Annotated in this window: 23 protein-coding genes; 22 read left to right on the forward strand and 1 reads right to left on the reverse strand. The window is 39.9% G+C overall.

Going from position 1 to position 24,437, the window contains the following annotated elements; genetic code table 11:
* Positions 1–3: 3 nt before the first annotated feature.
* From ACORHT_RS03005 to ACORHT_RS03040, 8 genes are all read left to right on the forward strand, one after another.
* On the forward strand, positions 4–852 hold the full coding sequence (locus tag ACORHT_RS03005; RefSeq protein WP_000762149.1) for a DegV family protein: 849 nt from the start codon (positions 4–6) through the stop codon (positions 850–852).
* Between the two features lie 280 nt (positions 853–1,132).
* Positions 1,133–1,900: a 4-hydroxy-tetrahydrodipicolinate reductase gene (dapB, locus tag ACORHT_RS03010; protein WP_434350563.1), complete on the forward strand. Its 768-nt coding sequence runs from the start codon at positions 1,133–1,135 to the stop codon at positions 1,898–1,900.
* Positions 1,897–3,096, forward strand: a complete 1,200-nt coding sequence (locus ACORHT_RS03015) for a CCA tRNA nucleotidyltransferase (protein WP_434350564.1) — start codon at positions 1,897–1,899, stop codon at positions 3,094–3,096. The genes dapB and ACORHT_RS03015 overlap by 4 nt, the downstream gene beginning before the upstream one ends.
* The gene (locus ACORHT_RS03020) at positions 3,093–4,961 is read left to right on the forward strand and encodes an ABC-F family ATP-binding cassette domain-containing protein (protein WP_434350565.1); all 1,869 of its coding nucleotides are present in this window, start codon (positions 3,093–3,095) and stop codon (positions 4,959–4,961) included. The genes ACORHT_RS03015 and ACORHT_RS03020 overlap by 4 nt, the downstream gene beginning before the upstream one ends.
* A complete protein-coding gene (locus tag ACORHT_RS03025; RefSeq protein WP_434350566.1) occupies positions 4,961–5,554 on the forward strand; it encodes a hypothetical protein in 594 nt (197 codons plus the stop codon). Before ACORHT_RS03020 ends, ACORHT_RS03025 begins: the two co-directional genes overlap by 1 nt.
* Positions 5,555–5,694: 140 nt before the next feature.
* Complete coding sequence (locus tag ACORHT_RS03030; RefSeq protein WP_075229870.1) at positions 5,695–6,207, forward strand: adenine phosphoribosyltransferase; 513 nt, start codon at positions 5,695–5,697, stop codon at positions 6,205–6,207.
* A 190-nt stretch (positions 6,208–6,397) separates the two neighbouring features.
* Entirely contained in the window at positions 6,398–7,342 is a 945-nt protein-coding gene (gene metA / locus ACORHT_RS03035) for a homoserine O-acetyltransferase MetA (RefSeq protein WP_075229869.1), read from the forward strand.
* Positions 7,343–7,350: 8 nt separating this feature from the next.
* Positions 7,351–8,025 (forward strand): DnaD domain-containing protein, encoded by a 675-nt coding sequence (locus tag ACORHT_RS03040; protein WP_434350567.1) that lies wholly within the window; start codon positions 7,351–7,353, stop codon positions 8,023–8,025.
* A gap of 198 nt (positions 8,026–8,223) precedes the next feature.
* Here the strand turns inward: ACORHT_RS03040 and ACORHT_RS03045 are convergent, their stop codons facing one another.
* The gene (locus ACORHT_RS03045; RefSeq protein WP_434350568.1) at positions 8,224–9,675 is read right to left on the reverse strand and encodes an alpha-amylase; all 1,452 of its coding nucleotides are present in this window, start codon (positions 9,673–9,675) and stop codon (positions 8,224–8,226) included.
* A 258-nt stretch (positions 9,676–9,933) separates the two neighbouring features.
* Between ACORHT_RS03045 and ACORHT_RS03050 the strand changes: the two genes are divergently transcribed.
* The 14 genes from ACORHT_RS03050 to ACORHT_RS03115 all read left to right on the forward strand — a co-directional run bounded on the left by ACORHT_RS03050 (position 9,934) and on the right by ACORHT_RS03115 (position 24,436).
* Positions 9,934–11,097, forward strand: a complete 1,164-nt coding sequence (locus tag ACORHT_RS03050; RefSeq protein ID WP_434350569.1) for a class I SAM-dependent methyltransferase — start codon at positions 9,934–9,936, stop codon at positions 11,095–11,097.
* Positions 11,094–11,771, forward strand: a complete 678-nt coding sequence (gene aroD, locus ACORHT_RS03055; protein WP_414316472.1) for a type I 3-dehydroquinate dehydratase — start codon at positions 11,094–11,096, stop codon at positions 11,769–11,771. The genes ACORHT_RS03050 and aroD overlap by 4 nt, the downstream gene beginning before the upstream one ends.
* Positions 11,761–12,615, forward strand: a complete 855-nt coding sequence (locus ACORHT_RS03060) for a shikimate dehydrogenase (protein WP_075229864.1) — start codon at positions 11,761–11,763, stop codon at positions 12,613–12,615. The genes aroD and ACORHT_RS03060 overlap by 11 nt, the downstream gene beginning before the upstream one ends.
* An 18-nt stretch (positions 12,616–12,633) precedes the next feature.
* Positions 12,634–13,701: a 3-dehydroquinate synthase gene (gene aroB, locus ACORHT_RS03065; protein WP_414316470.1), complete on the forward strand. Its 1,068-nt coding sequence runs from the start codon at positions 12,634–12,636 to the stop codon at positions 13,699–13,701.
* Positions 13,702–13,710: 9 nt separating this feature from the next.
* Positions 13,711–14,877 (forward strand): chorismate synthase, encoded by a 1,167-nt coding sequence (aroC, locus tag ACORHT_RS03070; protein ID WP_434350570.1) that lies wholly within the window; start codon positions 13,711–13,713, stop codon positions 14,875–14,877.
* A gap of 9 nt (positions 14,878–14,886) precedes the next feature.
* Positions 14,887–15,990 carry a prephenate dehydrogenase gene (locus ACORHT_RS03075; protein WP_434350571.1) on the forward strand — a complete coding sequence of 368 codons (1,104 nt, stop codon included), beginning with the start codon at positions 14,887–14,889 and terminating at the stop codon, positions 15,988–15,990.
* An 11-nt stretch (positions 15,991–16,001) separates the two neighbouring features.
* On the forward strand, positions 16,002–16,340 hold the full coding sequence (locus ACORHT_RS03080) for a YlbF/YmcA family competence regulator (protein ID WP_248035335.1): 339 nt from the start codon (positions 16,002–16,004) through the stop codon (positions 16,338–16,340).
* An 89-nt stretch (positions 16,341–16,429) separates the two neighbouring features.
* Entirely contained in the window at positions 16,430–17,713 is a 1,284-nt protein-coding gene (gene aroA / locus ACORHT_RS03085; protein ID WP_434350572.1) for a 3-phosphoshikimate 1-carboxyvinyltransferase, read from the forward strand.
* Positions 17,706–18,182, forward strand: coding sequence for a shikimate kinase (locus tag ACORHT_RS03090; RefSeq protein WP_434350573.1), 477 nt, complete (start codon positions 17,706–17,708; stop codon positions 18,180–18,182). The genes aroA and ACORHT_RS03090 overlap by 8 nt, the downstream gene beginning before the upstream one ends.
* Complete coding sequence (gene pheA / locus ACORHT_RS03095; protein ID WP_434350574.1) at positions 18,179–19,027, forward strand: prephenate dehydratase; 849 nt, start codon at positions 18,179–18,181, stop codon at positions 19,025–19,027. The genes ACORHT_RS03090 and pheA overlap by 4 nt, the downstream gene beginning before the upstream one ends.
* Positions 19,024–20,334, forward strand: a complete 1,311-nt coding sequence (locus tag ACORHT_RS03100; protein WP_434350575.1) for an LCP family protein — start codon at positions 19,024–19,026, stop codon at positions 20,332–20,334. Before pheA ends, ACORHT_RS03100 begins: the two co-directional genes overlap by 4 nt.
* 144 nt (positions 20,335–20,478) lie before the next feature.
* Positions 20,479–21,315 (forward strand): LicD family protein, encoded by an 837-nt coding sequence (locus ACORHT_RS03105; protein ID WP_434350576.1) that lies wholly within the window; start codon positions 20,479–20,481, stop codon positions 21,313–21,315.
* A complete protein-coding gene (locus ACORHT_RS03110) occupies positions 21,312–22,280 on the forward strand; it encodes a glycosyltransferase family 2 protein (RefSeq protein ID WP_434350577.1) in 969 nt (322 codons plus the stop codon). The genes ACORHT_RS03105 and ACORHT_RS03110 overlap by 4 nt, the downstream gene beginning before the upstream one ends.
* Positions 22,281–22,288: 8 nt before the next feature.
* Entirely contained in the window at positions 22,289–24,436 is a 2,148-nt protein-coding gene (locus ACORHT_RS03115) for a LicD family protein (RefSeq protein ID WP_434350578.1), read from the forward strand.
* Position 24,437: the final 1 nt, after the last annotated feature.

Below are 24,437 nucleotides of genomic sequence, written 5' to 3' on the forward strand. Positions count from 1 at the left end.
GAAATGAAATTAGCGGTCATAACAGACTCGTCTGCTTTTCTACAAGCGGAAACCTTGCGGAAAGAAGATTTATTTGTGCTAGACATTCCTGTGAATATCGATGGACAGGAGTATGTTGAAGGTGTAAATCTAACCGCTCAAGAATTTTATGAAAAAATGGCTTCAGCAAGCGAATTGCCAAAAACGAGCCAACCAAGTATTGCCAAGTTAGATGAAATTTTATCATCATTAAAAGCTAAAGGCTACACACATGCCTTGGGTCTTTTCCTATCTTCTGGAATTTCAGGGTTTTACCAAAATATCCAATACATGAAGGATGAGTTTGAAGGTTTGACCATTGCTTTTCCAGATACTCGAATTACAAGTGCTCCTTTAGGATACATGGCTGAGAGTGTCTTTAAATGGGCAGAACAGGGAGATGGTTTCGAGTCTATCTTAGATAAAGTAACTGAACAGATTGAAAATACCTCAGCCTTTATCATGGTGGATGATCTTGACCATCTAGTTAAGGGAGGACGTCTTTCAAATGGTGCGGCAATTTTGGGGAATCTCCTTAGTATCAAGCCAATCCTATACTTCAATGACCAAGGTGTGATAGAAGTATATGAAAAGGTTCGTACAGAGAAAAAGGCTACCAAACGCTTGGTTGAAATTGTTAAAGAAGCAACAGCTATTGGGAATTACCAGATTACTGTCATTCACGGGAATGCTCCTCAAAAAGCAGCAGATCTACGTCAACTTTTGATCGATGGTGGAGTGGCTACAGATGTTTCAATTGCAACCTTCGGTAGTGTTATTGGGACTCACCTGGGAGAAGGAAGTATTGCTTTGGGCTATACACCCATAATCTAGACTATTTTTTAGGGGCAACTAAGGTCCTTTGTATCTAAAAATTCAACACGCCTGAAACCCTGTGTGAAAAAGATAGTTCTTCCAAGAAGTGTACACTCCTTGACCAAATCTCCTATTTTCACCTTGTGTTCTTACAGGCTTTGTATCTTAAAATTGAACACGGACTATCTGCCTCTTGAAAAAAGATGCCTGTCTTGCCTTTCGCGGAAAGTCAGCGCCATTCCCTATTTTTCATGGGCAACTAACGTCCTTTGTATCTTAAACAGGAGTAGAGATTGAGATGAGTATTCGAGTAATTATTGCTGGTTTTAAGGGCAAGATGGGTCAGACTGCTTGTCAGATGGTTTTGTCTGATCCTGAACTTGAACTGGTAGCGGTTTTAGATCCTTTTGAGTCTGCATCTGACTGGCAGGGAATTCCAGTATTCAATGATAAGAATGACTTGGCAGGTATTGAGGCAGATGTATGGGTGGACTTTACAACACCAGCTGTTGCCTATGAGAATACACGCTTTGCTCTTGAAAATGGCTTTGCTCCAGTGGTTGGTACAACAGGCTTTACTAGTCAAGAAATTGCAGAGCTAAAAGATTTTTCCCGTTCCCAAGACTTGGGTGGCTTGATTGCTCCTAACTTTGCCTTGGGTGCCGTCTTGCTCATGCAATTCGCGACACAAGCAGCAAAATACTTCCCAAACGTGGAGATTATTGAACTTCACCATGACAAGAAAAAGGATGCGCCGAGTGGAACAGCTATCAAAACAGCTGAGTTGATGGCAGAGGTACGAGAATCAATTCAACAAGGTGCCAGTGATGAGGAAGAACTCATATCCGGTGCGCGTGGTGCGGACTTTGATGGTATGAGAATTCACTCAGTTCGCTTGCCAGGTCTTGTGGCCCATCAGGAAGTTATTTTTGGAAATCAGGGAGAAGGATTGACTCTACGTCATGACTCCTATGATCGTAGCTCCTTCATGACAGGAGTGAATTTGGGAATCAAAGAAGTTGTCAAGCGTCATGAGCTTGTCTATGGATTAGAACACTTATTATGAGATTAACACAAATGCCTTCTGAATTTCAGAAGGCTTTACCAGTATTAGAAAAAATTAAAGAAGCAGGATTTGAAGCCTATTTTGTCGGAGGCTCTGTAAGGGATGCCCTTCTCAATCGTCCTATCCATGATGTGGATATCGCGACTTCTTCTTATCCAGAAGAAACAAAACATATTTTTCCACGTACAGCTGATATCGGAATTGAACATGGAACCGTCTTGGTTTTAGAAGGGGATGAGGAGTACGAAGTAACCACCTTTCGGACGGAGGATGTCTATGTTAACTATCGTAGACCTAGTGCAGTTTCCTTTGTCCGCTCATTAGAAGAAGACCTTAAGCGCCGTGATTTCACAGTCAATGCCTTTGCCTTGGATGAGACAGGTGAAATCATCGATTTGTTCGATGGTCTCAAAGATTTAGAAAATCAGGTTCTGCGAGCTGTTGGTGTAGCTAGTGAACGTTTCAATGAAGATGCGCTACGCATCATGCGTGGCTTTCGTTTCCAAGCTAGTCTTGGTTTTGAACTTGAATCAGAAACCTTTGAAGCGATGAAGGCCTTGACGCCACTCTTAGATAAAATCTCTGTGGAGCGCACTTTTGTCGAGTTTGATAAGCTTTTACTGGCTCCCTATTGGCGAGTAGGTTTATCATCTATGATTGAGAGTCAAGCTTATGATTATCTGCCAGATATGGTAGGCAGTCAGGAGAACCTCCAATCTTTATTTGACTTAGATGCTGATTTTACCTTTGAATCTTCTGAGCAAGCTTGGGCAGCACTTTTATGGGTTTTAGAAGTGGAAGATGCTCAACAATTTTTGAAACATTGGAAGACTTCACGCCAATTTGCCAAGCAGGTACAGGATTTGCTGTCTATTTTGGCTCTCCGAGAAGAAGGGGAACTAGGTAAACGTGCTTGTTACCGTTTTGATCTAGATTTGCTTTTACAGGCTGAAAATCTTCGTCAGGCTCAAGGAAAAGAAGTCAATCCACAGGCTATCGAAGAGACTTACCACAGCTTAACCATCCATGATAAAAAAGAAATTCAAATCAATGGTGGGATTTTGATCAAAGAATATGGCTATCAACCAGGACCAGAAATGGGAGAAATTTTAGCAGAGATTGAGTATGCTATTGTAGATGGAGATTTGGAAAATAATTTGGAAGCTATTCATGCCTACTTGAGGGAGAAAAAATGAGTGATTTTATTGTTGAAAAACTAAGTAAATCCGTTGGAGACAAGACTGTCTTTAAGGATATTTCCTTTATTATCCATGACTTGGATCGCATCGGTCTCATTGGTGTCAACGGAACTGGGAAAACGACTCTTTTAGATGTGCTTTCAGGGGCTTCAGGTTTCGATGGTGATGTCAGTCCTTTTTCAGCTAAAAATGATTACCAGATTGGCTACTTGACTCAGGACCCAGATTTTGATGATAGCAAGACTGTCTTGGATACTGTTCTATCGAGCGATTTGAAAGAAATACAGTTGATCCGTGAGTATGAATTGCTCATGCTCAACTACAGTGAGGATAAGCAAGCCCGTTTGGAACGGGTTATGGCGGAGATGGATTCTCTCCAAGCTTGGGAAATTGAGAGTCAGGTCAAGACCGTTCTCAGCAAGTTGGGAATTCAGGATTTATCAACTCCCGTTGGAGCCCTGTCAGGTGGTTTGCGAAGACGGGTTCAGTTGGCCCAAGTGCTGTTAGGAAATCACGATCTTTTGCTTTTGGATGAACCAACCAACCACTTGGATATTGCCACCATTGAATGGCTGACCCTCTTTTTGAAAAATTCCAAGAAAACGGTTCTCTTTATCACCCACGATCGTTATTTCCTAGATGCGCTTTCGACGAGAATTTTCGAGTTGGACCGAGCAGGATTGACCGAATATCAGGGGAATTACCAAGATTATGTCCGTCTCAAGGCTGAACAGGATGAGCGCGATGCAGCTCTTCTTCACAAAAAAGAGCAACTTTATAAGCAGGAATTGGCCTGGATGCGCAGACAACCACAGGCTCGTGCAACCAAGCAACAAGCACGTATCAATCGATTCCATGACTTGAAAAAGGAGGTTTCTGATACTAGTGTTGAGACAGACTTGAGCATGAATTTTGAAACCAGCCGTATCGGTAAAAAGGTCATCGAGTTTAAGGATGTTTCCTTTGCCTATGACGACAAACAGATTCTGCAACATTTTAACCTTTTGGTTCAAGCCAAAGACCGTATCGGAATTGTTGGGGACAACGGTGTTGGAAAATCAACTCTGCTCAATCTGATTGCAGGAAGTCTTGAGCCGACAGCAGGTCAAGTTGTGATTGGGGAAACGGTTCGCATCGCTTATTTCTCTCAACAAATCGAAGGTTTAGATGAAAGTAAGCGGGTTATCAATTACCTGCAAGAAGTGGCAGAAGAGGTTAAGACCAGTGGTGGCTCTACGACCTCTATCGCGGAGTTATTAGAACAGTTCCTTTTCCCACGTTCAACACACGGCACCTTGATTGAAAAGCTATCAGGTGGAGAGAAGAAACGTCTTTACCTCCTTAAACTACTCCTCGAAAAACCAAATGTTCTCCTCTTGGATGAGCCGACCAATGACTTAGACATTGCGACTTTGACAGTCTTGGAAAATTTCTTACAAGGTTTTGCAGGTCCAGTCTTGACAGTTAGTCACGACCGTTATTTCCTTGATAAGGTGGCGACTAAGATCCTTGCCTTTGAAAATGACACGATACGTCCCTTCTTTGGCCACTATACCGATTATCTGGATGAAAAGGCCTTCGAAGAAGAAGCGACAAGTCAAGTTCAAAAGGCTGAGAAGGAAAAAGTCGTCAAAGTCCGTGAAGAAAAGAAACGCATGACCTACCAAGAAAAGCAAGAGTGGGCAAGTATTGAAGGCGATATCGAAAACTTGGAGAACCGTATTTCTGAGATTGAAGAAGAGATGCAGGCAAATGGCTCTGACTTTGGGAAGCTAGCTACTCTTCAGAAAGAATTAGACGAGAAGAATGAAGCCTTGCTTGAAAAATATGAACGCTATGAATATTTAAGTGAGTTGGCTTAATGGAAGAGAAAATCATCAAATGGAGCAGTAAGAAAATCATCTGGACTATTCTTCTCTGCTTAGTTGAGTTAGCTTTTCTGCTTTGGATCCTATCGTTTATGCTGACCTATCCCAAGGAGGCACCTGTGGGATTGGTGGCATTAAGACTCTTTGTCTTATTCTTAATCATCATTGTTGGATGGCTCTTGTATGAACGAATACAGATTCTTCTATCAGATAAAGAGTATTTAAAATGTACGGCGCAAGGTTTTTCCTATAAGCCTCATCCAAAAAAAGAAAGTCAGTTTTATTCTTGGGGACAAGTAGAAACATTTTCACTTGTGAGAATTAAGGGTGGTAGTAGTTCGAGGGATTTTTATACTATTGAAGTTCATTTTTTTGACAAGGATTTTATAAAACCCAACTCTTTATGGAATCGTCTACGAAGTAGATTTACGGTTGCTAAACATTCTAACGTTTTAAAAATTCCAATCTACTTACTGGATGTCGGTTTACCAGGCAGAGTATTTGAAACAATGACCTACTTTGAAAGAGAATGGCGTATCCAACAAAATCGTCAAGGCAATCACAAATCTAAAAGCAAAAAGAAGTAAGAACTTCATTCAGTCAATAATAGCAACAATTGAAGGAAAAAATGAGAAGTCTTGTACCAAGTGTCAAGGCTTCTTTCTATTTCTCTTTTCTAAGAAATGTGTTATAATAGAGAGTAAAAATTTTAAAAGAAAGAAATGCTATGAACTTAAAAGATTACATTGCAACCATTGAAAACTACCCTAAGGAAGGAATTGTCTTCCGTGATATCAGTCCCTTGATGGCTGATGGTAATGCATACAGCTATGCTGTTCGTGAAATCGTCCAATACGCTACTGACAAAAAAATCGATATGATTGTTGGACCAGAAGCGCGTGGATTTATCGTTGGATGTCCAGTCGCTTTTGAATTGGGAATCGGTTTTGCGCCTGTTCGCAAACCTGGAAAACTACCACGTGAAGTTGTTTCAGCTGACTATGAAAAAGAATATGGTGTTGATACTTTGACTATGCACGCAGATGCTATCAAACCAGGACAACGTGTTCTTATCGTAGATGACCTCTTGGCAACAGGTGGTACTGTTAAGGCTACCATCGAAATGATTGAAAAATTAGGTGGAATCGTGGCAGGTTGTGCCTTCTTGATCGAACTTGATGAGCTTAAAGGTCGTGAAGCTATCGGAGATTACGACTACAAGGTGCTTATGCATTATTAATGAAAAACAGTCCCTAGGGCTGTTTTCTCTTCATTTGATATAAAAATAAGCTATATCTAGTTAGAGAAAAACTATAATTGAAAACTATATCTTCTTACAGTATAATAAAGGGAAAGAGAAAGTCAGCATTTTTCCCGTTGACGATACTATGTTTACCTGAGTCCAGTATTGATAGAGTAAGGAGATTTCCATGCCGATTCGAATTGATAAAAAATTACCAGCAGTTGAGATTTTACGAACGGAAAATATTTTCGTCATGGATGACCAACGAGCGGCTCATCAGGATATCCGCCCGCTAAAAATTCTGATTTTAAATCTGATGCCTCAAAAAATTGTAACGGAAACCCAGCTCTTGAGGCATTTGGCTAATACTCCCTTACAGTTGGATATTGAATTTCTCTATATGGAAAGTCACCAATCGAAAACAACTCGTTCTGAACATATGGAGACTTTTTATAAGACCTTTTCAGAAGTTCAAGACCAGTATTTTGATGGCTTGATTATCACAGGAGCACCAGTCGAACATCTTCCTTTTGAAGAAGTGGACTATTGGGAGGAATTTACTCAGGTTATCGATTGGTCAAAGACTCATGTCTTTTCAACCCTGCATATTTGCTGGGGAGCACAGGCTGGCCTCTACTATCGTTACGGCGTAGATAAACACCAGATGGCTCAAAAACTTTCGGGAATTTATCCTCAGGATGTTTTAAAAGAAGGTCATCTTTTGCTGAGAGGTTTTGATGATTTGTATGTGTCTCCCCATTCTCGTCACACAGAAATTCTCAAAGAAGACATTGTAAATAAAACAAATTTAGAGATCTTAGCATCTGGAAAAGAGGTGGGAATCTCTATCCTTGCAAGCCGAGATTTAAGAGAAGTTTATAGCTTTGGGCATTTGGAGTATGATCGTGATACGCTAGCCAAGGAATATTTTAGAGATCTAGATGCTGGTTTAGATCCCCATATACCAGAAAATTATTTCAAAAATGATGACATCCATGAACTTCCTTGTATGCGTTGGAGTTCCTCAGCAGCTCTCTTTTTCAGTAACTGGGTAAATTATGCAGTTTACCAAGAAACGCCTTTTGAGTGGAAGAGTGTGGAGGATGATGTCTCTCATTTTGGATATTTATAAGAGGAATTATGACATATTTAGACGCTTTCAAATCAGGGAACTTGGTCTTACCAAGTGCTCTGCTCTTAAACTACAATCAACTTTTCTCATCAAGCGATGATTTCTTAGTTTGGCAATTCTTTTACCTACAAAATACAACAGTTTTAGGGGAATTGTCCCCAAGTCAAATCGCTGAGAAAATAGGCAAGCAAGTCTATGAAGTCAATCAAGCGATTTCCAGATTGACAGAAAAAGGCTTACTCCAATATCGTACCATTGAACTCAATGGAGAAATAGAAGTTATTTTTGATGCGACCCTTGCTTTAGAACGTTTGGACCAGCTTTTTGAAAAACAAGAACCAAGCCAAGCTGTACCTGCTAAAAATGATTTGAAAGACTTGGTGGAAACCTTCCAACAAGAGTTAGGTCGTCTCCTGAGTCCTTTTGAAATTGAGGATTTAGAAAAGAGTTTAAAAGAAGACGGAACCAGTGCTGACCTGATCAAAGAAGCCTTACGTGAAGCCGTTTTAAATGGAAAACCAAATTGGAAGTACATCCAGGCTATCCTACGAAACTGGCGTCATGAAGGCGTTAAGAGTGTAGTTCAGGTAGAGGCGAAGCGTCAGGAGAGAGAAGCGACTAATCCTCAAAATGTTCAAGTTTCATCTGATTTTAAAAATGCCATGGACCTTTGGAAAGACTAAATTTAAGTACTGATAATAGAAAAAATGCCTACAGACTAGAAAGAAAATCTAGCTTGTGGGCATTTTTTGTGTGTTTTATACTCAATGAAAATTAAAGAGCAAACTAGGAAGCGAGCCGCAGGTTGCTCAAAACAATGTTTTGAGGTTGCAGATGGAAGCTGACGTGGTTTGAAGAGATTTTCGAAGAGTATTAATTGATTAGTTAGCCAGTCCCCATACACTAAGAGAGCGTTCTGTAACTGGGAAATCTCCATAACCTTCAGCATTAATAGTTACTTGGTCAAGATGATTTCCTAGTAAATCAACAAAGGATTGACCAGCCCATTCTTGACCGACGAACATAGTTTTGGAGTTTGCTTGAGCATTAGAAATCACGATGGCAAGTGGTGATTGATTTTCAGCTCCTGAACGAACCCAACCGATACAATTAGGGTCGTCAAAGTAGTCAGTCTGCTCTCCATAAGCCAAATCTTTTCTTATGGCAAGCAGACGGTCAAGGACATCCTTGAAGTCTTCCTGAGCATACTGTCCTGAAATCCCATAGTAGTCTCCATAAAAGACACATGGTAGACCCTGCTCACGCAAAAGAATGAGAGCATAGGCTGCTGGTTTAAACCATTCTTCAACAGTAGACTCCAGAGCTTGACCTCGTTGGGTGTCATGGTTTTCGACAAAGGTTACAGCCTTATCTGGCTTGATTTGAACGAGACTATCATTAAAGATGGTACGCAAATCATAGTCTGCACCAGCTTGGCTTGCTTCAAAGAGATTCATATGGAGACGAACATCGACAAGATCAAAGCGTTCTTCAATTTTATCGAGGTATTCTAGGTTGGCTTCTTTGTCTGGATTCCAAAATTCACCAAAAACATAAAAATCTTGACCATATTTTTCCTTCATGTCACGGATAAAATTCCGCATAAAGAAGGAGTCGATATGCTTGACAGCATCTAAACGAAAACCAGCTACGCCAGTCGTTTCCATGAACCAATCAGCCCAATCGTAGATATTTTGTATGACTTCTGGATGCTTAAAATCTAAGTCTGCATACATGAGGTAGTCATAGTTACCATTTTCGTTATCGACTAATTCCTCATGAGCCCAGCCTTTGTTGTCTCCCTGTATCAGATAGATTCCAGATTTACGGCGTTTAGCATCATAGTCAGTCCCAGTGAAATGGTACCAGTGCCAGTGGAAATCATTGTAGGTGTTTTGTCTTCCATCAAAAGTAAAGTTTGTCCAACCATTGATGGTAAAAGGTTCTCCAAGTTCAATTGTGCGATCTTCTGGGTCGACTTCAATAACCTGGAAGGATTCTAAACGGTCTGCAGCTGCCTTGTGGTTTAAGACGACGTCAGCCATAGGTTGAATCCCATGTGATTTAAGTGTTTGAATGGCTTGAAGATAGTCTTCTTTGAAACCGTACTTGGTACGCACAGTTCCTTTTTGGTTAAATTCTCCAAGGTCAAAAAGGTCATAGACACCATAACCAACATCTTTTTCGTTGGTAGCTTTAAAGGCAGGTGGCATCCAGACGTGGCTAATTCCTAGATTTGCAAGGTGCTCAGCATCATCGGTAAGTCGCGTCCAGTGTTGTCCATCGTGGGGAAGGTACCACTCAAAATATTGCATTAGGGTTTGATTTTTCATAGATAGTCCTCATACTTAACAATTTGAGAATCATTTTACCACAAAGCAAGCAAATGCGCAAACGTTTGCGCTAAAATTAAACTCTTTGAATGTTCTGTCTATTTTTTGAAGAATGGGCAGAGACCTGCAAAAATTGAAATATTATAAAAGAATTATAGAAAGATGTACATCCTGCTCTTGTCATGAAGAGTGATGGGATAAAAGCTGTAAATGGTTTCTATTTTGTGAATTGTCACAAAATTTGTTATAATAGTATTTATGAAAAAAGTATTCGTCAGCCGACGTGTTGAAAAAAAGCTAAATAAGAGTCAGGTAGTTTTGGAGGAAGTTGATATTCCTGATCTATCTGAAACTGACCAGGAAGTCGAGCTATTTAGTCAAGATAAACAGTTTTTGGGTAAGGCTTATCTATCTCGTCAAAATAAAGGGATTGGTTGGTTCGTAACGAATCAGAAAGTTTCTTTTGACCAAGTCTTTTTTGAAAACCTATTTACTCAAGCTAAATCCAAACGTGATGCCTACTACCAAGATGATTTAACAACTGCCTTTCGCTTGTTTAATCAAGAAGGCGACGGTTTTGGTGGAATGACTCTGGACCTCTATGGGGATTATGTTGTTTTCTCTTGGTATAACTCCTATATTTATCAACTTCGCCAACAGATCCTAGCCGCCTTTGTTCAGGTCTTTCCTGAAGTCTTGGGTGCCTATGAAAAGATACGTTTTAAAGGTCTAGACTTTGAGTCTGCTCATATCTATGGTCAAGAAGCGCCAGATAATTTTACGGTTCTTGAAAATGGAGTTCTCTATCAAGTCTTCATGAATGATGGCCTTATGACAGGTATCTTTCTGGATCAACACGAAGTCCGTGGTAGTTTGGTAGATGGTCTAGCCATGGGCAAGTCCCTGCTCAATATGTTTTCCTACACGGCTGCCTTTTCAGTAGCTGCTGCCATGGGAGGTGCCAGTGAAACTACCTCTGTTGATTTAGCCAAGCGATCGAGAGAACTGTCAGAAGCTCATTTTCATGCCAACGGACTGACACTTGATCATCATCGTTTCATTGTCATGGATGTGTTTGAGTACTTTAAATATGCAAAGCGTAAGGGGCTATCTTACGATGTCATCGTTCTTGATCCGCCTAGCTTTGCTCGTAATAAAAAACAAACCTTCTCTGTAGCTAAGGATTATCACAAGTTGATTTCCCAAAGTTTAGAGATTTTAAATCCGGGAGGTATGATCATTGCTAGCACCAATGCTGCCAATGTTTCCCGTCAAAAGTTCACCGAACAAATCGACAAAGGTTTTGCAGGAAGAAGTTACCAGATTTTAAATAAATATGGACTTCCAGCAGATTTTGTCTATAACAAAAAAGATGAAAGCAGTAATTACCTCAAGGTGATTAGCATGAAGGTAACTAAATGAAATTAGTCGTTTCAGTAATGCCAAAGAATTTAGAAGAAGCACAAGGGCTTGATGCCATGCGTTATATAGATGCAGATATCATTGAGTGGCGTGCTGATTTTCTACCAAAAGAAGCTATTTTACAGGTGGCGCCTGCCATTTTTGAAAAGTTTGCAGGTCGCGAACTTCTCTTTACCTTGCGCACACGTGCTGAAGGAGGAGAGATAGACCTGTCATCGGAAGAGTATGTTCAGATCATCAAGGATGTGGCTCAACTCTATCAACCTGAATACCTTGATTTTGAGTATTTTACTCACAAAGATGTTTTTGAGCAGATGCTAGATTTTCCAAATTTGGTTTTGAGTTACCATAATTTCCAGGAAACTCCAGAGAATATGATGGAAATCTTATCCGAGCTAACCAGTCTAACTCCGAAAGTGGTTAAAGTATCGGTTATGGCTCATACAGAACAAGATGTATTGGACCTCATGAATTTCACACGAGGATTTAAAACCCTCAACCCAGAACAAGAATATGTGACGATTTCTATGGGGAAAGTTGGTAAGGTTTCTCGTATCACTTCTGATGTGACGGGTTCAAGTTGGTCATTTGCAAGTTTAGATGCAGCAAGTGCACCAGGACAAATCTCGCTCTCCAACATGGTAAAAATTCGGGAGATTTTGAATGAAGATTAATGGCTACACACGTCTGGCAGCTGTGGTCGCAAATCCTATCAAACATTCTATTTCTCCTTTCATTCATAATAGTGCTTTTGAGGCAACTCATACCAATGGTGTTTATCTAGCTTGGGAAGTAGAAGCTACTGACTTGGCAGAAACAGTTGCCAATATTCGTCGCTATCAGATGTATGGAATCAATCTTTCTATGCCCTACAAGGAGCAAGTGATTCCTTATCTGGATCAGTTGAGTGAGGAAGCTTGTCTTATTGGTGCAGTTAATACAGTTGTGAATCGAGAAGGAACATTAATTGGATATAACACAGATGGCAAGGGATTCTTTAAGAGCTTGCCTTCTTTTAAAATATCAGGGGAAAAAATGGTTTTGTTAGGTGCAGGCGGTGCAGCCAAGGCAATTTTGGCACAGGCAATCTTGGATGGAGTCAGTCAAGTTTCTGTCTTTGTTCGTTTGTCATCCATGGAAAAAACAAGACTTTACTTAGAAAAAATACAGAATGCGACTGGATTTAGAGTAGATTTATTTGCCTTAGAGGATGTTCAATACCTTCAAGACAGTATCACTCAAGCTGACCTCTTGGTCAATGCTACTAGTGTGGGCATGGATGGTTCCTCTCAGCCGATCCCGATCAGCATCGTTTTACCAGAGAAGCTTTTGGTAGCTGATGTGATTTATCAACCCTTTGAAACCCCATTTTTGAAATGGGCTAGAAGTCAGGGGAATCAATCTATCAATGGCCTTGGCATGCTACTTTACCAAGCTGCTGAAGCTTTTGAGTTATGGACAGGCAAGGAAATGCCAACAGATCAAATCTGGGAATTATTAAAACAAAAGTACCAATAAAGAAAAAGGAGACCTGCTATGAAAATCAGAATAGACCTTCCACATCATCCCTATGATATTCAGATTGAAAAAGGATGCCTGTCTCAAGCAGGAAAATGGTTGCGCAAACTTTGGCAACCACAAAAAATTGTTATCATAACGGATAACCGTGTGGCTTCACTCTATGCAGAAAAGGTTAAATTGAGTTTGGAGGATGCTGGCTTTCAAGTGGCAGTTTTTGACTTTTTAGAGGGCGAAGAACGAAAAAATCTGACTACAGTTCAAAAAGTCTATGAATTTTTAGTCAAACAGGATATGACTCGTAGTGATGGAATCGTAGCCCTCGGCGGTGGTGTAGTTGGCGATTTGGCTGGCTTTGTGGCCTCTACCTATATGCGAGGTATTCACTTTGTTCAAATTCCGACCAGTTTGACTGCCCAGGTGGACTCGTCTATTGGTGGAAAAACTGGAGTTAACACCCCTTTTGCCAAGAATATGGTGGGGACTTTTGCTCAGCCGGATGGTGTTTTGATTGACCCAACTGTTCTTGAGACCTTGGGTAAGAGAGAATTGATTGAAGGAATGGGTGAAGTCATCAAGTATGGCTTAATTGAAGATCCAGAACTCTGGGACTTATTATCTGATATGGATGGTTCTATCGAAAGCATATTGGAACATTCCGAGAGTTTGATTGAGCATTCTTGTCAGGTTAAGCGCAAGATGGTAGTTGAAGATGAGTTGGATAATGGCATTCGTTTATATCTCAACTTTGGTCACACAATTGGCCATGCCATTGAAGCAACTGCTGGTTACGGAAAAGTCATGCACGGTGAGGCAGTAGCGATGGGAATGGTTCAGGTTTCTAAGGTAGCAGAACAAAAAGGTCTTATGCCAGCTGGAATCACTCAGTCTATCCGAGAAATGTGTCAGAAATTTGGCCTTCCTGTTGATTATGAAAACTGGGACCTTGACAAGCTTTATCAGGCTTTGACTCACGATAAAAAAGCGCGTGGCAACACCATGAAGTTAGTTTTGGTACCTGAGCTTGGTTCAGCGACGATTCACCCAGTTTCTCTCGAAGAAATGAAAGATTACTTAGTAAAATAAGGAGAATGTATGAGATATTTAACAGCAGGAGAATCACATGGTCCTCGTCTGACAGCAATTATTGAAGGAATTCCTGCAGGACTGCCTTTGACTGCAGAAGATATCAATGAGGATCTCAAACGTCGCCAGGGTGGATACGGACGTGGTGGTCGTATGAAGATTGAAAGTGACCAAGTTGTCTTTACTTCTGGTGTTCGCCACGGGAGGACGACAGGGGCTCCCATTACCATGGATGTCATTAACAAAGACCATCAAAAATGGCTAGATATCATGTCTGCTGAGGATATTGAGGATAAACTTAAAAGTAAACGAAAAATCACACATCCTCGCCCAGGTCACGCTGACTTGGTAGGAGGTATCAAATATCGTTTTGATGATTTACGAAATTCTTTAGAACGTTCATCAGCTCGTGAAACGACTATGCGAGTAGCAGTTGGAGCTGTGGCCAAGCGTCTATTGGCTGAGCTTGATATAGAAATTGCCAACCATGTTGTTATCTTTGGTGGTAAGGAAATCGATGTTCCAGATAACTTAACAGTCGCAGAGATTAAGAAACTGGCTGCCCAGTCTGAAGTTTCTATCGTCAACCAAGAACGTGAGCAGGAGATCAAGGATTATATTGATCAGATTAAACGTGATGGAGATACTATTGGTGGTGTTGTCGAAACAGTTGTCGGAGGTGTTCCGGTTGGTCTGGGTTCCTATGTCCAATGGGATAGAAAACTAGATGCGAGACTAGCTCAAGCAGTTGTTTCAATCAACGCCTTTAAGGGTGTGGAGTTTGGTCTTGGTTTTAAAGCAGGCCATCTTAAGGGTAGCCAAGTCATGGATGAAATCCTCTGGTCATCAGAAGATGGCTATACTCGTCGGACTAATAACCTTGGAGGTTTCGAAGGTGGTATGACCAACGGCCAACCGATTATCGTTCGTGGAGTTATGAAGCCAATTCCGACTCTCTACAAGCCACTGATGAGCGTTGATATTGAAACCCATGAGCCTTATAAGGCAACGGTGGAGAGAAGTGATCCAACCGCTCTTCCAGCAGCAGGTGTTGTTATGGAAGCAGTCGTAGCAACAGTCTTGGCTCAAGAAATCTTAGAGAAATTTTCTTCTGATAATCTGGAAGAATTAAAAGAAGCTGTTGCAAAACATCGGGAGTATACAAAGAATTATTAAGGAGTTCTTATGGCAAAAACCATCTATATCGCAGGACTAGGTTTGATTGGTGCTTCCATGGCACTCGGAATCAAGCGGGATCATCCTGATTATGAAATTTTAGGATACAATCGTAGTCAAGCGTCTAGAGATATTGCTTTGGAGCGAGGAATGATTGATCGTGCGACGGATGATTTTGCCAGTTTTGCTCCACTTGCAGACGTCATCATTCTTACCCTGCCAATCAAGCAAACCATTGCCTTTATTAAGGAATTGGCCAACTTGGACTTGAAAGAAGGTGTCATTATTTCCGATGCTGGATCGACCAAGTCAGCTATCGTGGCTACAGCTGAGAAATGTTTTGCTGATAAGTCCGTTCGCTTTGTTGGAGCTCATCCCATGGCAGGAAGTCACAAGACAGGAGCGGCTTCTGCCGATGTTAATCTCTTTGAAAATGCTTACTATATCTTCACGCCATCTAGTCTGACAACTTCGGATACGCTCGAAGAAATGAAAGACTTGCTGTCGGGACTTCATGCACGTTTTATTGAAATCGATGCTGAGGAACATGACCGAGTGACTTCTCAGATTAGTCATTTTCCTCATATCTTGGCATCAGGTTTGATGGAACAAACTGCCAACTATGCTGAAGAGCATGAGATGGCACGACGCTTTGCGGCAGGTGGTTTTCGAGATATGACTCGGATTGCCGAAAGTGAGCCAGGTATGTGGACTTCTATCCTCTTATCCAATCGGGAGACCATTATTGAACGCATTGAGGATTTCAAGGGTCGTTTGGACGAGATAGGTCATGCAATCAGTGTAGGTGACGAAAACCAAATCTGGAATTTTTTCAACCAAGCGCGTGAGCAACGTCAAGCTATGGAAATCCATAAACGCGGAGGAGTAGATAGCTCATTTGACCTTTATGTAGATGTTCCCGATGAGGAAGATGTGATTTTACGCATCTTGGAATTGCTACGTGGAACTTCTTTGGTCAATATCCATATCAATGAGGAAAACCGTGAGGATGTTCACGGGATTCTGCAAATTTCCTTTAAGAATGCTCAGGATTTAAAACGAGCTGAGCAAGTCATTACAGAAAATACTGACTACACAGTCGTTATTAAATAAGGAGGACAATTATGTCAAATATTTATGATAGTGCAAATGCACTAAGTCGTGGACTACGCGAATTGCCAGAATACAAGGCGGTTAAAGAAGCCAAGGATGCCATCCAAGCGGATGCAGAAGCAAGCAAAATTTTTGCAGATTATATTGCTTTTCAACATGAAATCCAAATCATGGCACAAACTGGTCAAATTCCAGATGCTTCTTTCCAAGAAAAAATGGAAAGTTTTGGCAAGCAGATTCAAGGTAACTCTCTCTTGTCAGAATTCTTTGCCAAACAGCAACAACTTTCTATCTACCTTTCTGATATTGAAAAAATTGTCTTTGAACCAATTTCAGAACTTTTAAAATAAGAATTTACCTCATAAAGTCAGGAATTTTTAAGAAATTTCTGACTTTTTATGATAAAATAAGAAAAAGTATTGTCAGTATGAGGACCAGTATGAAATTAAAAACAAACATTAAGCACTTAAATGGTAGTATTCGCGTACCTGGGGATAAGTCCATCAGTCATCGCTCGATTATTTTTGGAAGCTTGGCTGAGGGTGAAACGAAGGTTTACGATATCTTGCGTGGTGAAGATGTCTTGTCAACCATGCAGGTATTTCGTGACCTCGGCGTAGAGATTGAGGACAAAGACGGTGTCGTTACCATTCAAGGTGTTGGAATGGATGGATTGAAAGCCCCTCAGAAAGCCCTGGATATGGGGAATTCTGGGACATCTATTCGTTTAATTTCAGGCGTCCTTGCTGGTGCAGACTTTGAAGTAGAGATGTTTGGAGATGATAGTCTTTCTAAACGCCCAATGGATCGTGTGACCCTTCCCTTGAAAAAAATGGGAGTTAGTATTTCTGGTCAAACAGAGCGAGACTTGCCACCGTTACACTTAAAGGGAACGAAAAACTTAAGACCTATTCAATACGAATTGCCAATCGCTTCTGCCCAAGTCAAGTCTGCCTTGATTTTTGCGGCTTTGCAGGCTCAGGGTCAATCTGTCATCATTGAGAAGGAGTGCACTCGTAATCACACAGAAGATATGCTCCAACAATTCGGAGGTGATTTGAGTGTCGATGGTAAGAAAATCACTGTTCAAGGGCCACAGAAACTAAGTGGACAAAAGGTTGTCGTGCCAGGAGATATTTCTAGTGCAGCATTTTGGTTGGTAGCAGGTTTGATTGTGCCAAATTCTCGAGTGGTACTTAAGAATGTCGGTATTAACGAAACTCGTACAGGTATTATCGATGTTATCCGAGCTATGGGCGGGAAATTAGAGATTACTGATATTGATCCAATTGCCAAATATGCAACCTTGACTGTCGAGACTTCAGAACTAAACGGGATAGAAATTGGTGGAGCCTTGATTCCACGTTTGATTGATGAATTGCCGATTATCGCGCTCCTTGCTACCCAAGCTCAAGGTCAAACAGTTATCAAAGATGCAGAAGAACTCAAGGTCAAAGAAACGGATCGCATTCAAGTTGTCGCAGATGCTTTAAATAGCATGGGAGCAACTATTACTCCTACGGTAGACGGAATGATTATCAAAGGGAAATCTGCCCTCCATGGAGCCAGAGTAAATACCTTTGGTGACCACCGTATCGGCATGATGACAGCCATTGCAGCTCTTTTAGTTGCGGATGGAGAAGTTGAATTGGATCGTGCCGAAGCTATCAACACAAGCTATCCAAGTTTCTTTGATGATTTGGAGACTTTGATTCATGGCTAAGGTTTTACTAGGTTTTATGGGTGCAGGAAAATCTACCATCGCTAGAGGCTTAGATCCTGACTTTGTAGACATGGATGCTATGCTGGAAGAACGACTGGGGATGTCGATTGCTCGTTTCTTTGAAGAAAAAGGAGAAGCAGCCTTCCGTCAGGTAGAATCAGAAATTTTAGCTGATTTATTAAAAACAGACCAAGTCGTGTCAACTGGGGGAGGAGTAGTCATTTCTCCGCGTAATCGTGCCTTGCTAAAGCAAAATCCAGACAACATCTACCTAAAAGCAGATTTTGAGACCCTTTACCAGCGAATTTCAGCTGATAAGGACAATCAACGTCCACTATTTTTAAAGAATAGCAAGGAAGATTTGGCTGAGATTTTTAAAGAAAGACAGGCTTGGTATGAGGAAGTGGCTAGTAAAGTTATCGATGTGTTCAAGCTAAGTCCAGAGGAAATTATAGAGGAATTGACATGAAAATTGCCTATCTAGGTCCTAAAGGATCTTTTTCGCACCATGTTGTGCAAACGGCTTTTCCTCATGAGGAACTAGAGCCTTTTTCAAATATTACGGACGTTATCAAGGCTTATGAACAGGGATTGGTTGATTTTTCTGTTGTCCCAGTCGAAAATTCCATTGAAGGTAGTGTTCATGAAACCTTGGACTATCTTTTTCATCAAGCTCGTATTCAGGCTGTGGCGGAGATTGTGCAGCCAATTCATCAACAGCTGATGGCAGTGCCAGGGCAAGTTAAAATTGAGAAAATCTTTTCTCACCCACAAGCTTTGGCACAAGGGAAGAAATTTATCGATGAACATTTTCCAAATGCTGAGCTAGAAGTCACTGCCAGTACAGCCTACGCAGCACGATTTGTTGCAGAGCACCCTAATCAACCCTTTGCAGCAATAGCACCTAGAAGTTCTGCCGAGGAATACGGTCTCCAACTTATCGCTGAAGACATTCAAGAAATGGAAGCCAATTTTACTCGCTTTTGGGTGTTAGGTCCCAAGGCACCACAAATGCCCTTGAAAGCAAATGATAAGAAAATGAGTCTAGCATTGACCTTGCCAGACAATCTTCCAGGAGCTTTATATAAGGCGCTTTCTACCTTTGCTTGGCGCGGGATTGACCTAACTAAGATTGAGAGTCGCCCCCTAAAAACTGCACTTGGAGAATACTTCTTTATCATCGATGTTGACTATAGAGATAAAGAATTGGTCCGTTTTGCTCAAGAAGAATTAGAAACAATTGGGATCCAGTATAAAGTACTGGGAGCTTACCCTATCTATACCATACAAGATAAAGGGAAGGAGAACCTATGACTAGAGAGAATCCTCTAACACATCATGAAAAACTGCGCTATGACTATCTTTTGAAAAATATTCATTATTTGAATGATAAGGAAAAAAGAGAATTTGCCTTTTTACAAGCCAAGATAGAAGGTCAAAAAGATTCAGCAGAAGTTTTCAATCCAGAAGCCAAAGAACAACTTCTTTCAGACTCTGGTATCGACCTGCCAACCTATGCTAATCGTAGTCGTTCTAGTCGCCGTAGTAGTGGAGATCAACTGGAAACGAAGATTCCAAAAGCTAAGAAGCAAAAGAAAAAAAGAGGTTTTCGTTTTAAACGCTTATTTGCTTGGTTAGGGATGATATTGCTTTGTGTAGCAGTAGGAATGATCGTCATGTTCTTAAAAGGCTTCCAATCTGCTAACTCTAATAATCCTAAGGATGCTAAAGCGGCTCAAGTTGAAGTTTTTAACGGTCAAGACACTCGTGATGGAGTAAATATTCTGATTTTGGGAACAGATGGACGGATTGGACAAGATAGTTCCGAAACGCGGACAGACTCCGTCATGGTTCTAAACGTAAGTGGTAAGGATAAAAAAATCAAGCTCGTTAGCTTTATGCGTGACAATTTAGTTTACATTGATGGTTATAGTCAGGTTATCGATGGTCAGAAACAAGCTGATCACAAATTAAATTTGGCCTACGAATTAGGGGAACAAGAAGGAAAACAAGGAGCCGAAATGGTTCGCAACGTCCTCAAGGATAATTTTGACCTAGATATCAAATATTATGCGCTCGTTGATTTCCAAGCCTTTGCAACTGCAATAGATACCCTTTTTCCTGATGGTGTAACCATCGATGCCCAATTTTCAACTTTAAATGGAGTTCCAGTCACAGAAGCGACAGTGGGTGATGACTTGCACGCAACGGCAACTGAGTCACCTACTCAAACTATTCGATCCGGTAAACAGCAAATGAACGGTTCAACTCTTCTGAACTATGCACGTTTCCGTGATGATGATGAAGGGGATTATGGCCGTACTCGTAGACAACAACAGGTTATGACCGCGGTTCTACAACAAATCAAAGACCCGACAAAATTGTTCACTGGTTCAGAAGCTCTAGGGAAAGTTTTTGCGATGACCTCAACAAACCTACCTTATACCTTCTTATTGACCAATGGCCTATCAGTTCTTGAAGGAGCTCAAAATGGGATTGAAAAACTGACAGTCCCAGAACTTGGTGATTGGGTGGATGACTATGATGTCTATGGAGGCCAATCCCTTCGAGTGGATCAAGCTGCCTACCAGACCAAACTCGCGCAAATGGGCTTGAGATAAAATCGAAAAAATGGAAATCAAAGCTTGATTCATCTGTAAAACCAGATGCCTTGGGCTTTGATTTTTCACATAGTTGGTTGGATGTATAAGCCATTTTTGTGGTATAATAGAATGATGTATTCTATAGAAGAGGATGAAAAATAGATGAGTGATTTAAAGGCAATTCAAACTCGTAGCCTAGAAATGGCTGAGTATTTTGTTGCATTTTGTAAAAAACATGACTTGCTCTGTTATCTATGTGGTGGTGGAGCCATTGGAGCCTTACGAAACAAGGGTTTCATTCCTTGGGATGATGATTTAGATTTCTTTATGCCTCGTAAGGACTATGAAAAACTAGCAGAGCTTTGGCCTCAATATGCGGATGAGCGTTATTTCTTGTCAAAGAGTCATAAAGACTATGTAGATCGCAACCTTTTTATCACAATCCGTGATAAGGAAACGACTTGTATCAAGCCTTATCAACAAGATTTAGATCTTCCCCACGGCTTGGCCTTGGATGTATTACCCTTGGACTATTATCCTAAAAATCCAACTGAGCGCAAAAAACAAGTCCGCTGGGCTTTGATTTATTCTCTATTTTGTGCACAAACCATTCCAGAAAAGCATGGAGCTCTCATGAAGTGGGGTAGTACCATTTTACTAGGATTAACTCCTAAATCGCTTCGCTATCGTATCTGGAAAAAGGCTGAGAAAGAAATGACCAAGTATGGACCAGCCGAAAGTGATGGCATTACAGAATTATGTTCAGGTCCAGGATACATGAAGAAAAAGTATCCAATTCAGGCCTTTGAAGACAACATCTTCCTACCTTTCGAAGGAACAGAAATGCCTATTCCGGTTGGTTATGATGCCTATCTTAGCACAGCTTTTGGTGACTATATGACACCACCGCCTGCAGACAAGCAAGTACCTCACCACGATGCCATAATAGCAGATATGGATAAGAGTTATAGAGAATATAAGGGAGAATATGGAGCATGATGGAAGAAAAAATTAGTGTTATTGTTCCTGTCTATAATGTAGAAGCTTATTTGGAACGATGTGTAGAGTCTATTTTAAAACAGACCTATAGTAATCTTGAGATACTGCTTGTCAATGACGGTTCGACTGATAAGAGTGGTGAACTATGTGATCAACTTGCGCTGAGAGATCAACGAATTCGGGTTATTCATAAGGAAAATGGTGGTTTGTCTGATGCTCGAAATAGAGGAATTGATGAAGCAAGTTCAGGTTTAATTGGCTTTATTGATAGTGATGATTATATTGATGAAGATATGTACGAAACACTCTACCGTCAATTAAGAGAGTCGAATGCAGATTTATCAATGTGCGGACACTACGATGTCTTTCATCAGATTCCTGAAAAACAAGTTTCAGAGATTAAAACTTGGAACCTTTCTTCAGAAGAAGCTATAAAAATGGTTATGGAAGCAAAGGTCTTATCAGTTACTGCTGTTAATAAATTATATAAAAAAGAGCTCTTTAATCATTTGAAATTTGAAGTTGGAAAAATTGCAGAAGATGCCTTTATTATGATTCGTTTACTGGATCAGTGCCAGAAGGTTGTTGCGACTAATGAGAAGAAGTATTATTATGTCCATCGTGAAAATAGTATTACTACACAAAAATTCTCATTAAAATTCTTAAATGTGATTGAAGCATATGAGCAAAATGCGAATATAATAAGAGAGCACTATCCCGCAATCGCTGATGTTGCAACGATGCGTTTAAATTGGGCTTATTTCTATGTCTTGGATAGATTGTTGATTGATTCTGATTTTAAAGATAAACAACTGGAAGATAAATTGATATACTATCTAAAACAGAATAGAGTGAATATTTTAAGAGATGCTAGATTTACCAATGCTAGAAAAATAAGTTTCCTAGCTCTACTATTCAGCAGAAAGCTCTACACACAGATTTTACTTGGTCAACATAACCGTTAGGAGAGAAAATGATTTCTATTATTGAGAAAAACTATTTTAAAATTAATCTGGTATTTTTATCAGTCATATCTTTTTATTGTATGGCGGGACTCATTGTCCCCCTTCAATTCATCTCTGCAAATAAATTTGTTACCTTAGGTATGACTCTGATGGGAGTTTTACTAGGTTTATATAATTTCTTTGTAAAAAAAGCTTATTTATTTGTGAGAAAAATTGAGTACTTAATCCTCTTTTTTGCCATGAATATTATCACAAGTTTACTGGTGATTAAGTATGGCTTTTCAACGAATATTAAGAACTTAGTAGTATTCTTTATTTATTTCTTTGCTATTTATCCAATTTTTCAAAGCTTTAGTAAAGAAAAATCTCGACTTTTGTTTAACTTATTCTTCTCAGTGATTACTGTAGCTAATACTGTGGGAGTTTTCATTTCTCTTGTTCAATTCTTAATGTTGATTGGTTACAGAGTTTTCGACTATAAAGGCTTGTTAATTCGTCAAGGATTTGTTGAATCCCGTCTATTTGGTATTTTAGCAAGTCCTAACTATTTATCGATTATTTCCTTAATTATTATTATTTACTTAGGGATGAGACTAACTTTCTTCAGTAAACTAGTTAAAACCTTAGCTATTTCATCCATTATTCTTAATTTCGCTTATATCGTTTTATCCGGTTCAAGAACGACTTACATCTGTTTGGTTGTGGCCGCTTTTCTATATTCTTTGGTGAAATTTGAATTCCGTAACAAGCTAAAATCTTTTGTCGCTGTATTGTTAACAGTAGGACTAGTATTTTTATCTTATAATGGTGTCAAGTACAGTAGTGATCTGTATTTGAAAGCTCACTCTGCAGAAATTCAGCTCAATAAAGAAAAAGGTGAAAATAATAATTTAACTTTAGAGAGAACTGATACTAGCGAAGAAAATATTTCCAATAACCGCTTTGCAATTTGGCAATCGACAGCCTCGTTCATTCCAAAGAGACCTCTATTTGGTTACTCAGCAGGAAACTGGTATGAGTTAGGGAAAACTTATGATGCAAGTGCATATATCATTAAACAACATTACTTAACTCACAATGGATACCTAGAGTTATTATTCTATAACGGAATCTTTGGTATCGTGCCGATCGCTATTTTTATGCTCTCATTTATCTTTGCAAGTCTTAGAAAATTCAAAAAAGACAAAGATGAAGACAGAGTTGATCCTGAGCTTGTTTCAGGCTTACTGATGACAGTCGTTATCTTGATTTCTAACTTATTCTTGAGTTCAACCTTCTATGGTATCTCATTATTAGGTTGTATTCTGTTTATAATCTCAGGCTATTATTTCTCTGTTATTTCTAAAAAGAGAGATGGATACAGAAGACTGTCTGAAGAAGAGATTAAAGAAGTAGAATTAGGGGTAATGGATTATATCCACAATCTCTGTGAAAAAGAGAATATTAATTATTCTTTGGCTTATGGAACTCTATTAGGAGCCGTTCGCCATAAGGGTTATATTCCTTGGGATGATGATGTTGATATCTCATTGAAACGTGATGAGTATGACAAGCTATACCAAGCAGTTCTACGGGACAATGACCCTATCTACAAAGTAGTATCTTGGGAAAATGACAGTCGTTATCCTTATCCATTTTATCGAGTATATGACGCTCGTACCGTTTATGAGAATAACTATATTGAAAATGATATCGATTTAGGAATTTGTGTGGATGTTTTCCCATTTGATTATTATGCTGATGTCAATAAAGAGATGGTTAAACTAGATACCTATCGTAGACTTTCTGTTTATACTCTCTATGGTATTCATAGTAAAAATGCCGGATTGAAGAATATTGTCAGATATCTATTAGTACTTGTTTTCCGTTTAACAAGAGTTAAAACTTGGAATAAAAAGATGAACATTCTCTCAATGCAGGCTAATGATAATGATTCTATTGATTATTTGATGGAAAATAAGAGAACTTCTACAAAATTTGAGAAGACGCTGCTTGATAAAGTAATGGATAGCCCATTCGAAGATAGAATTTATAAAATTCCAGAAGCTTCTCACCAGATCTTGTCAGCTATCTACGGTGATGATTTTATGGAAATTCCACCAGTTGAAAAACGAGTGAAACATGATGATTTTGTCGCTTATATAAAAGAGGTGTAAG

It is taken from the genome of Streptococcus sp. KHUD_014 (assembly GCF_051106275.1).
Taxonomy (GTDB): Bacteria; Bacillota; Bacilli; order Lactobacillales; family Streptococcaceae; genus Streptococcus.

What these genes read in the sequence shown, in the direction of transcription:
- ACORHT_RS03050 (WP_434350569.1), top strand. Translation starts at nt 9,934, where the DNA reads ATGAAAAAAGTATTCGTCAGCCGACGTGTTGAAAAAAAGCTAAATAAG.
- ACORHT_RS03040 (WP_434350567.1), top strand. Translation starts at nt 7,351, where the DNA reads ATGACATATTTAGACGCTTTCAAATCAGGGAACTTGGTCTTACCAAGT.
- ACORHT_RS03005 (WP_000762149.1), top strand. Translation starts at nt 4, where the DNA reads ATGAAATTAGCGGTCATAACAGACTCGTCTGCTTTTCTACAAGCGGAA.
- ACORHT_RS03030 (WP_075229870.1), top strand. Translation starts at nt 5,695, where the DNA reads ATGAACTTAAAAGATTACATTGCAACCATTGAAAACTACCCTAAGGAA.
- ACORHT_RS03100 (WP_434350575.1), top strand. Translation starts at nt 19,024, where the DNA reads ATGACTAGAGAGAATCCTCTAACACATCATGAAAAACTGCGCTATGAC.
- ACORHT_RS03110 (WP_434350577.1), top strand. Translation starts at nt 21,312, where the DNA reads ATGATGGAAGAAAAAATTAGTGTTATTGTTCCTGTCTATAATGTAGAA.
- metA (WP_075229869.1), top strand. Translation starts at nt 6,398, where the DNA reads ATGCCGATTCGAATTGATAAAAAATTACCAGCAGTTGAGATTTTACGA.
- ACORHT_RS03020 (WP_434350565.1), top strand. Translation starts at nt 3,093, where the DNA reads ATGAGTGATTTTATTGTTGAAAAACTAAGTAAATCCGTTGGAGACAAG.
- ACORHT_RS03080 (WP_248035335.1), top strand. Translation starts at nt 16,002, where the DNA reads ATGTCAAATATTTATGATAGTGCAAATGCACTAAGTCGTGGACTACGC.
- ACORHT_RS03075 (WP_434350571.1), top strand. Translation starts at nt 14,887, where the DNA reads ATGGCAAAAACCATCTATATCGCAGGACTAGGTTTGATTGGTGCTTCC.
- dapB (WP_434350563.1), top strand. Translation starts at nt 1,133, where the DNA reads ATGAGTATTCGAGTAATTATTGCTGGTTTTAAGGGCAAGATGGGTCAG.
- ACORHT_RS03015 (WP_434350564.1), top strand. Translation starts at nt 1,897, where the DNA reads ATGAGATTAACACAAATGCCTTCTGAATTTCAGAAGGCTTTACCAGTA.
- ACORHT_RS03105 (WP_434350576.1), top strand. Translation starts at nt 20,479, where the DNA reads ATGAGTGATTTAAAGGCAATTCAAACTCGTAGCCTAGAAATGGCTGAG.
- ACORHT_RS03045 (WP_434350568.1), bottom strand. Translation starts at nt 9,675, where the DNA reads ATGAAAAATCAAACCCTAATGCAATATTTTGAGTGGTACCTTCCCCAC.
- ACORHT_RS03060 (WP_075229864.1), top strand. Translation starts at nt 11,761, where the DNA reads ATGAAGATTAATGGCTACACACGTCTGGCAGCTGTGGTCGCAAATCCT.
- aroB (WP_414316470.1), top strand. Translation starts at nt 12,634, where the DNA reads ATGAAAATCAGAATAGACCTTCCACATCATCCCTATGATATTCAGATT.
- pheA (WP_434350574.1), top strand. Translation starts at nt 18,179, where the DNA reads ATGAAAATTGCCTATCTAGGTCCTAAAGGATCTTTTTCGCACCATGTT.
- aroC (WP_434350570.1), top strand. Translation starts at nt 13,711, where the DNA reads ATGAGATATTTAACAGCAGGAGAATCACATGGTCCTCGTCTGACAGCA.
- aroA (WP_434350572.1), top strand. Translation starts at nt 16,430, where the DNA reads ATGAAATTAAAAACAAACATTAAGCACTTAAATGGTAGTATTCGCGTA.
- ACORHT_RS03090 (WP_434350573.1), top strand. Translation starts at nt 17,706, where the DNA reads ATGGCTAAGGTTTTACTAGGTTTTATGGGTGCAGGAAAATCTACCATC.
- aroD (WP_414316472.1), top strand. Translation starts at nt 11,094, where the DNA reads ATGAAATTAGTCGTTTCAGTAATGCCAAAGAATTTAGAAGAAGCACAA.
- ACORHT_RS03025 (WP_434350566.1), top strand. Translation starts at nt 4,961, where the DNA reads ATGGAAGAGAAAATCATCAAATGGAGCAGTAAGAAAATCATCTGGACT.
- ACORHT_RS03115 (WP_434350578.1), top strand. Translation starts at nt 22,289, where the DNA reads ATGATTTCTATTATTGAGAAAAACTATTTTAAAATTAATCTGGTATTT.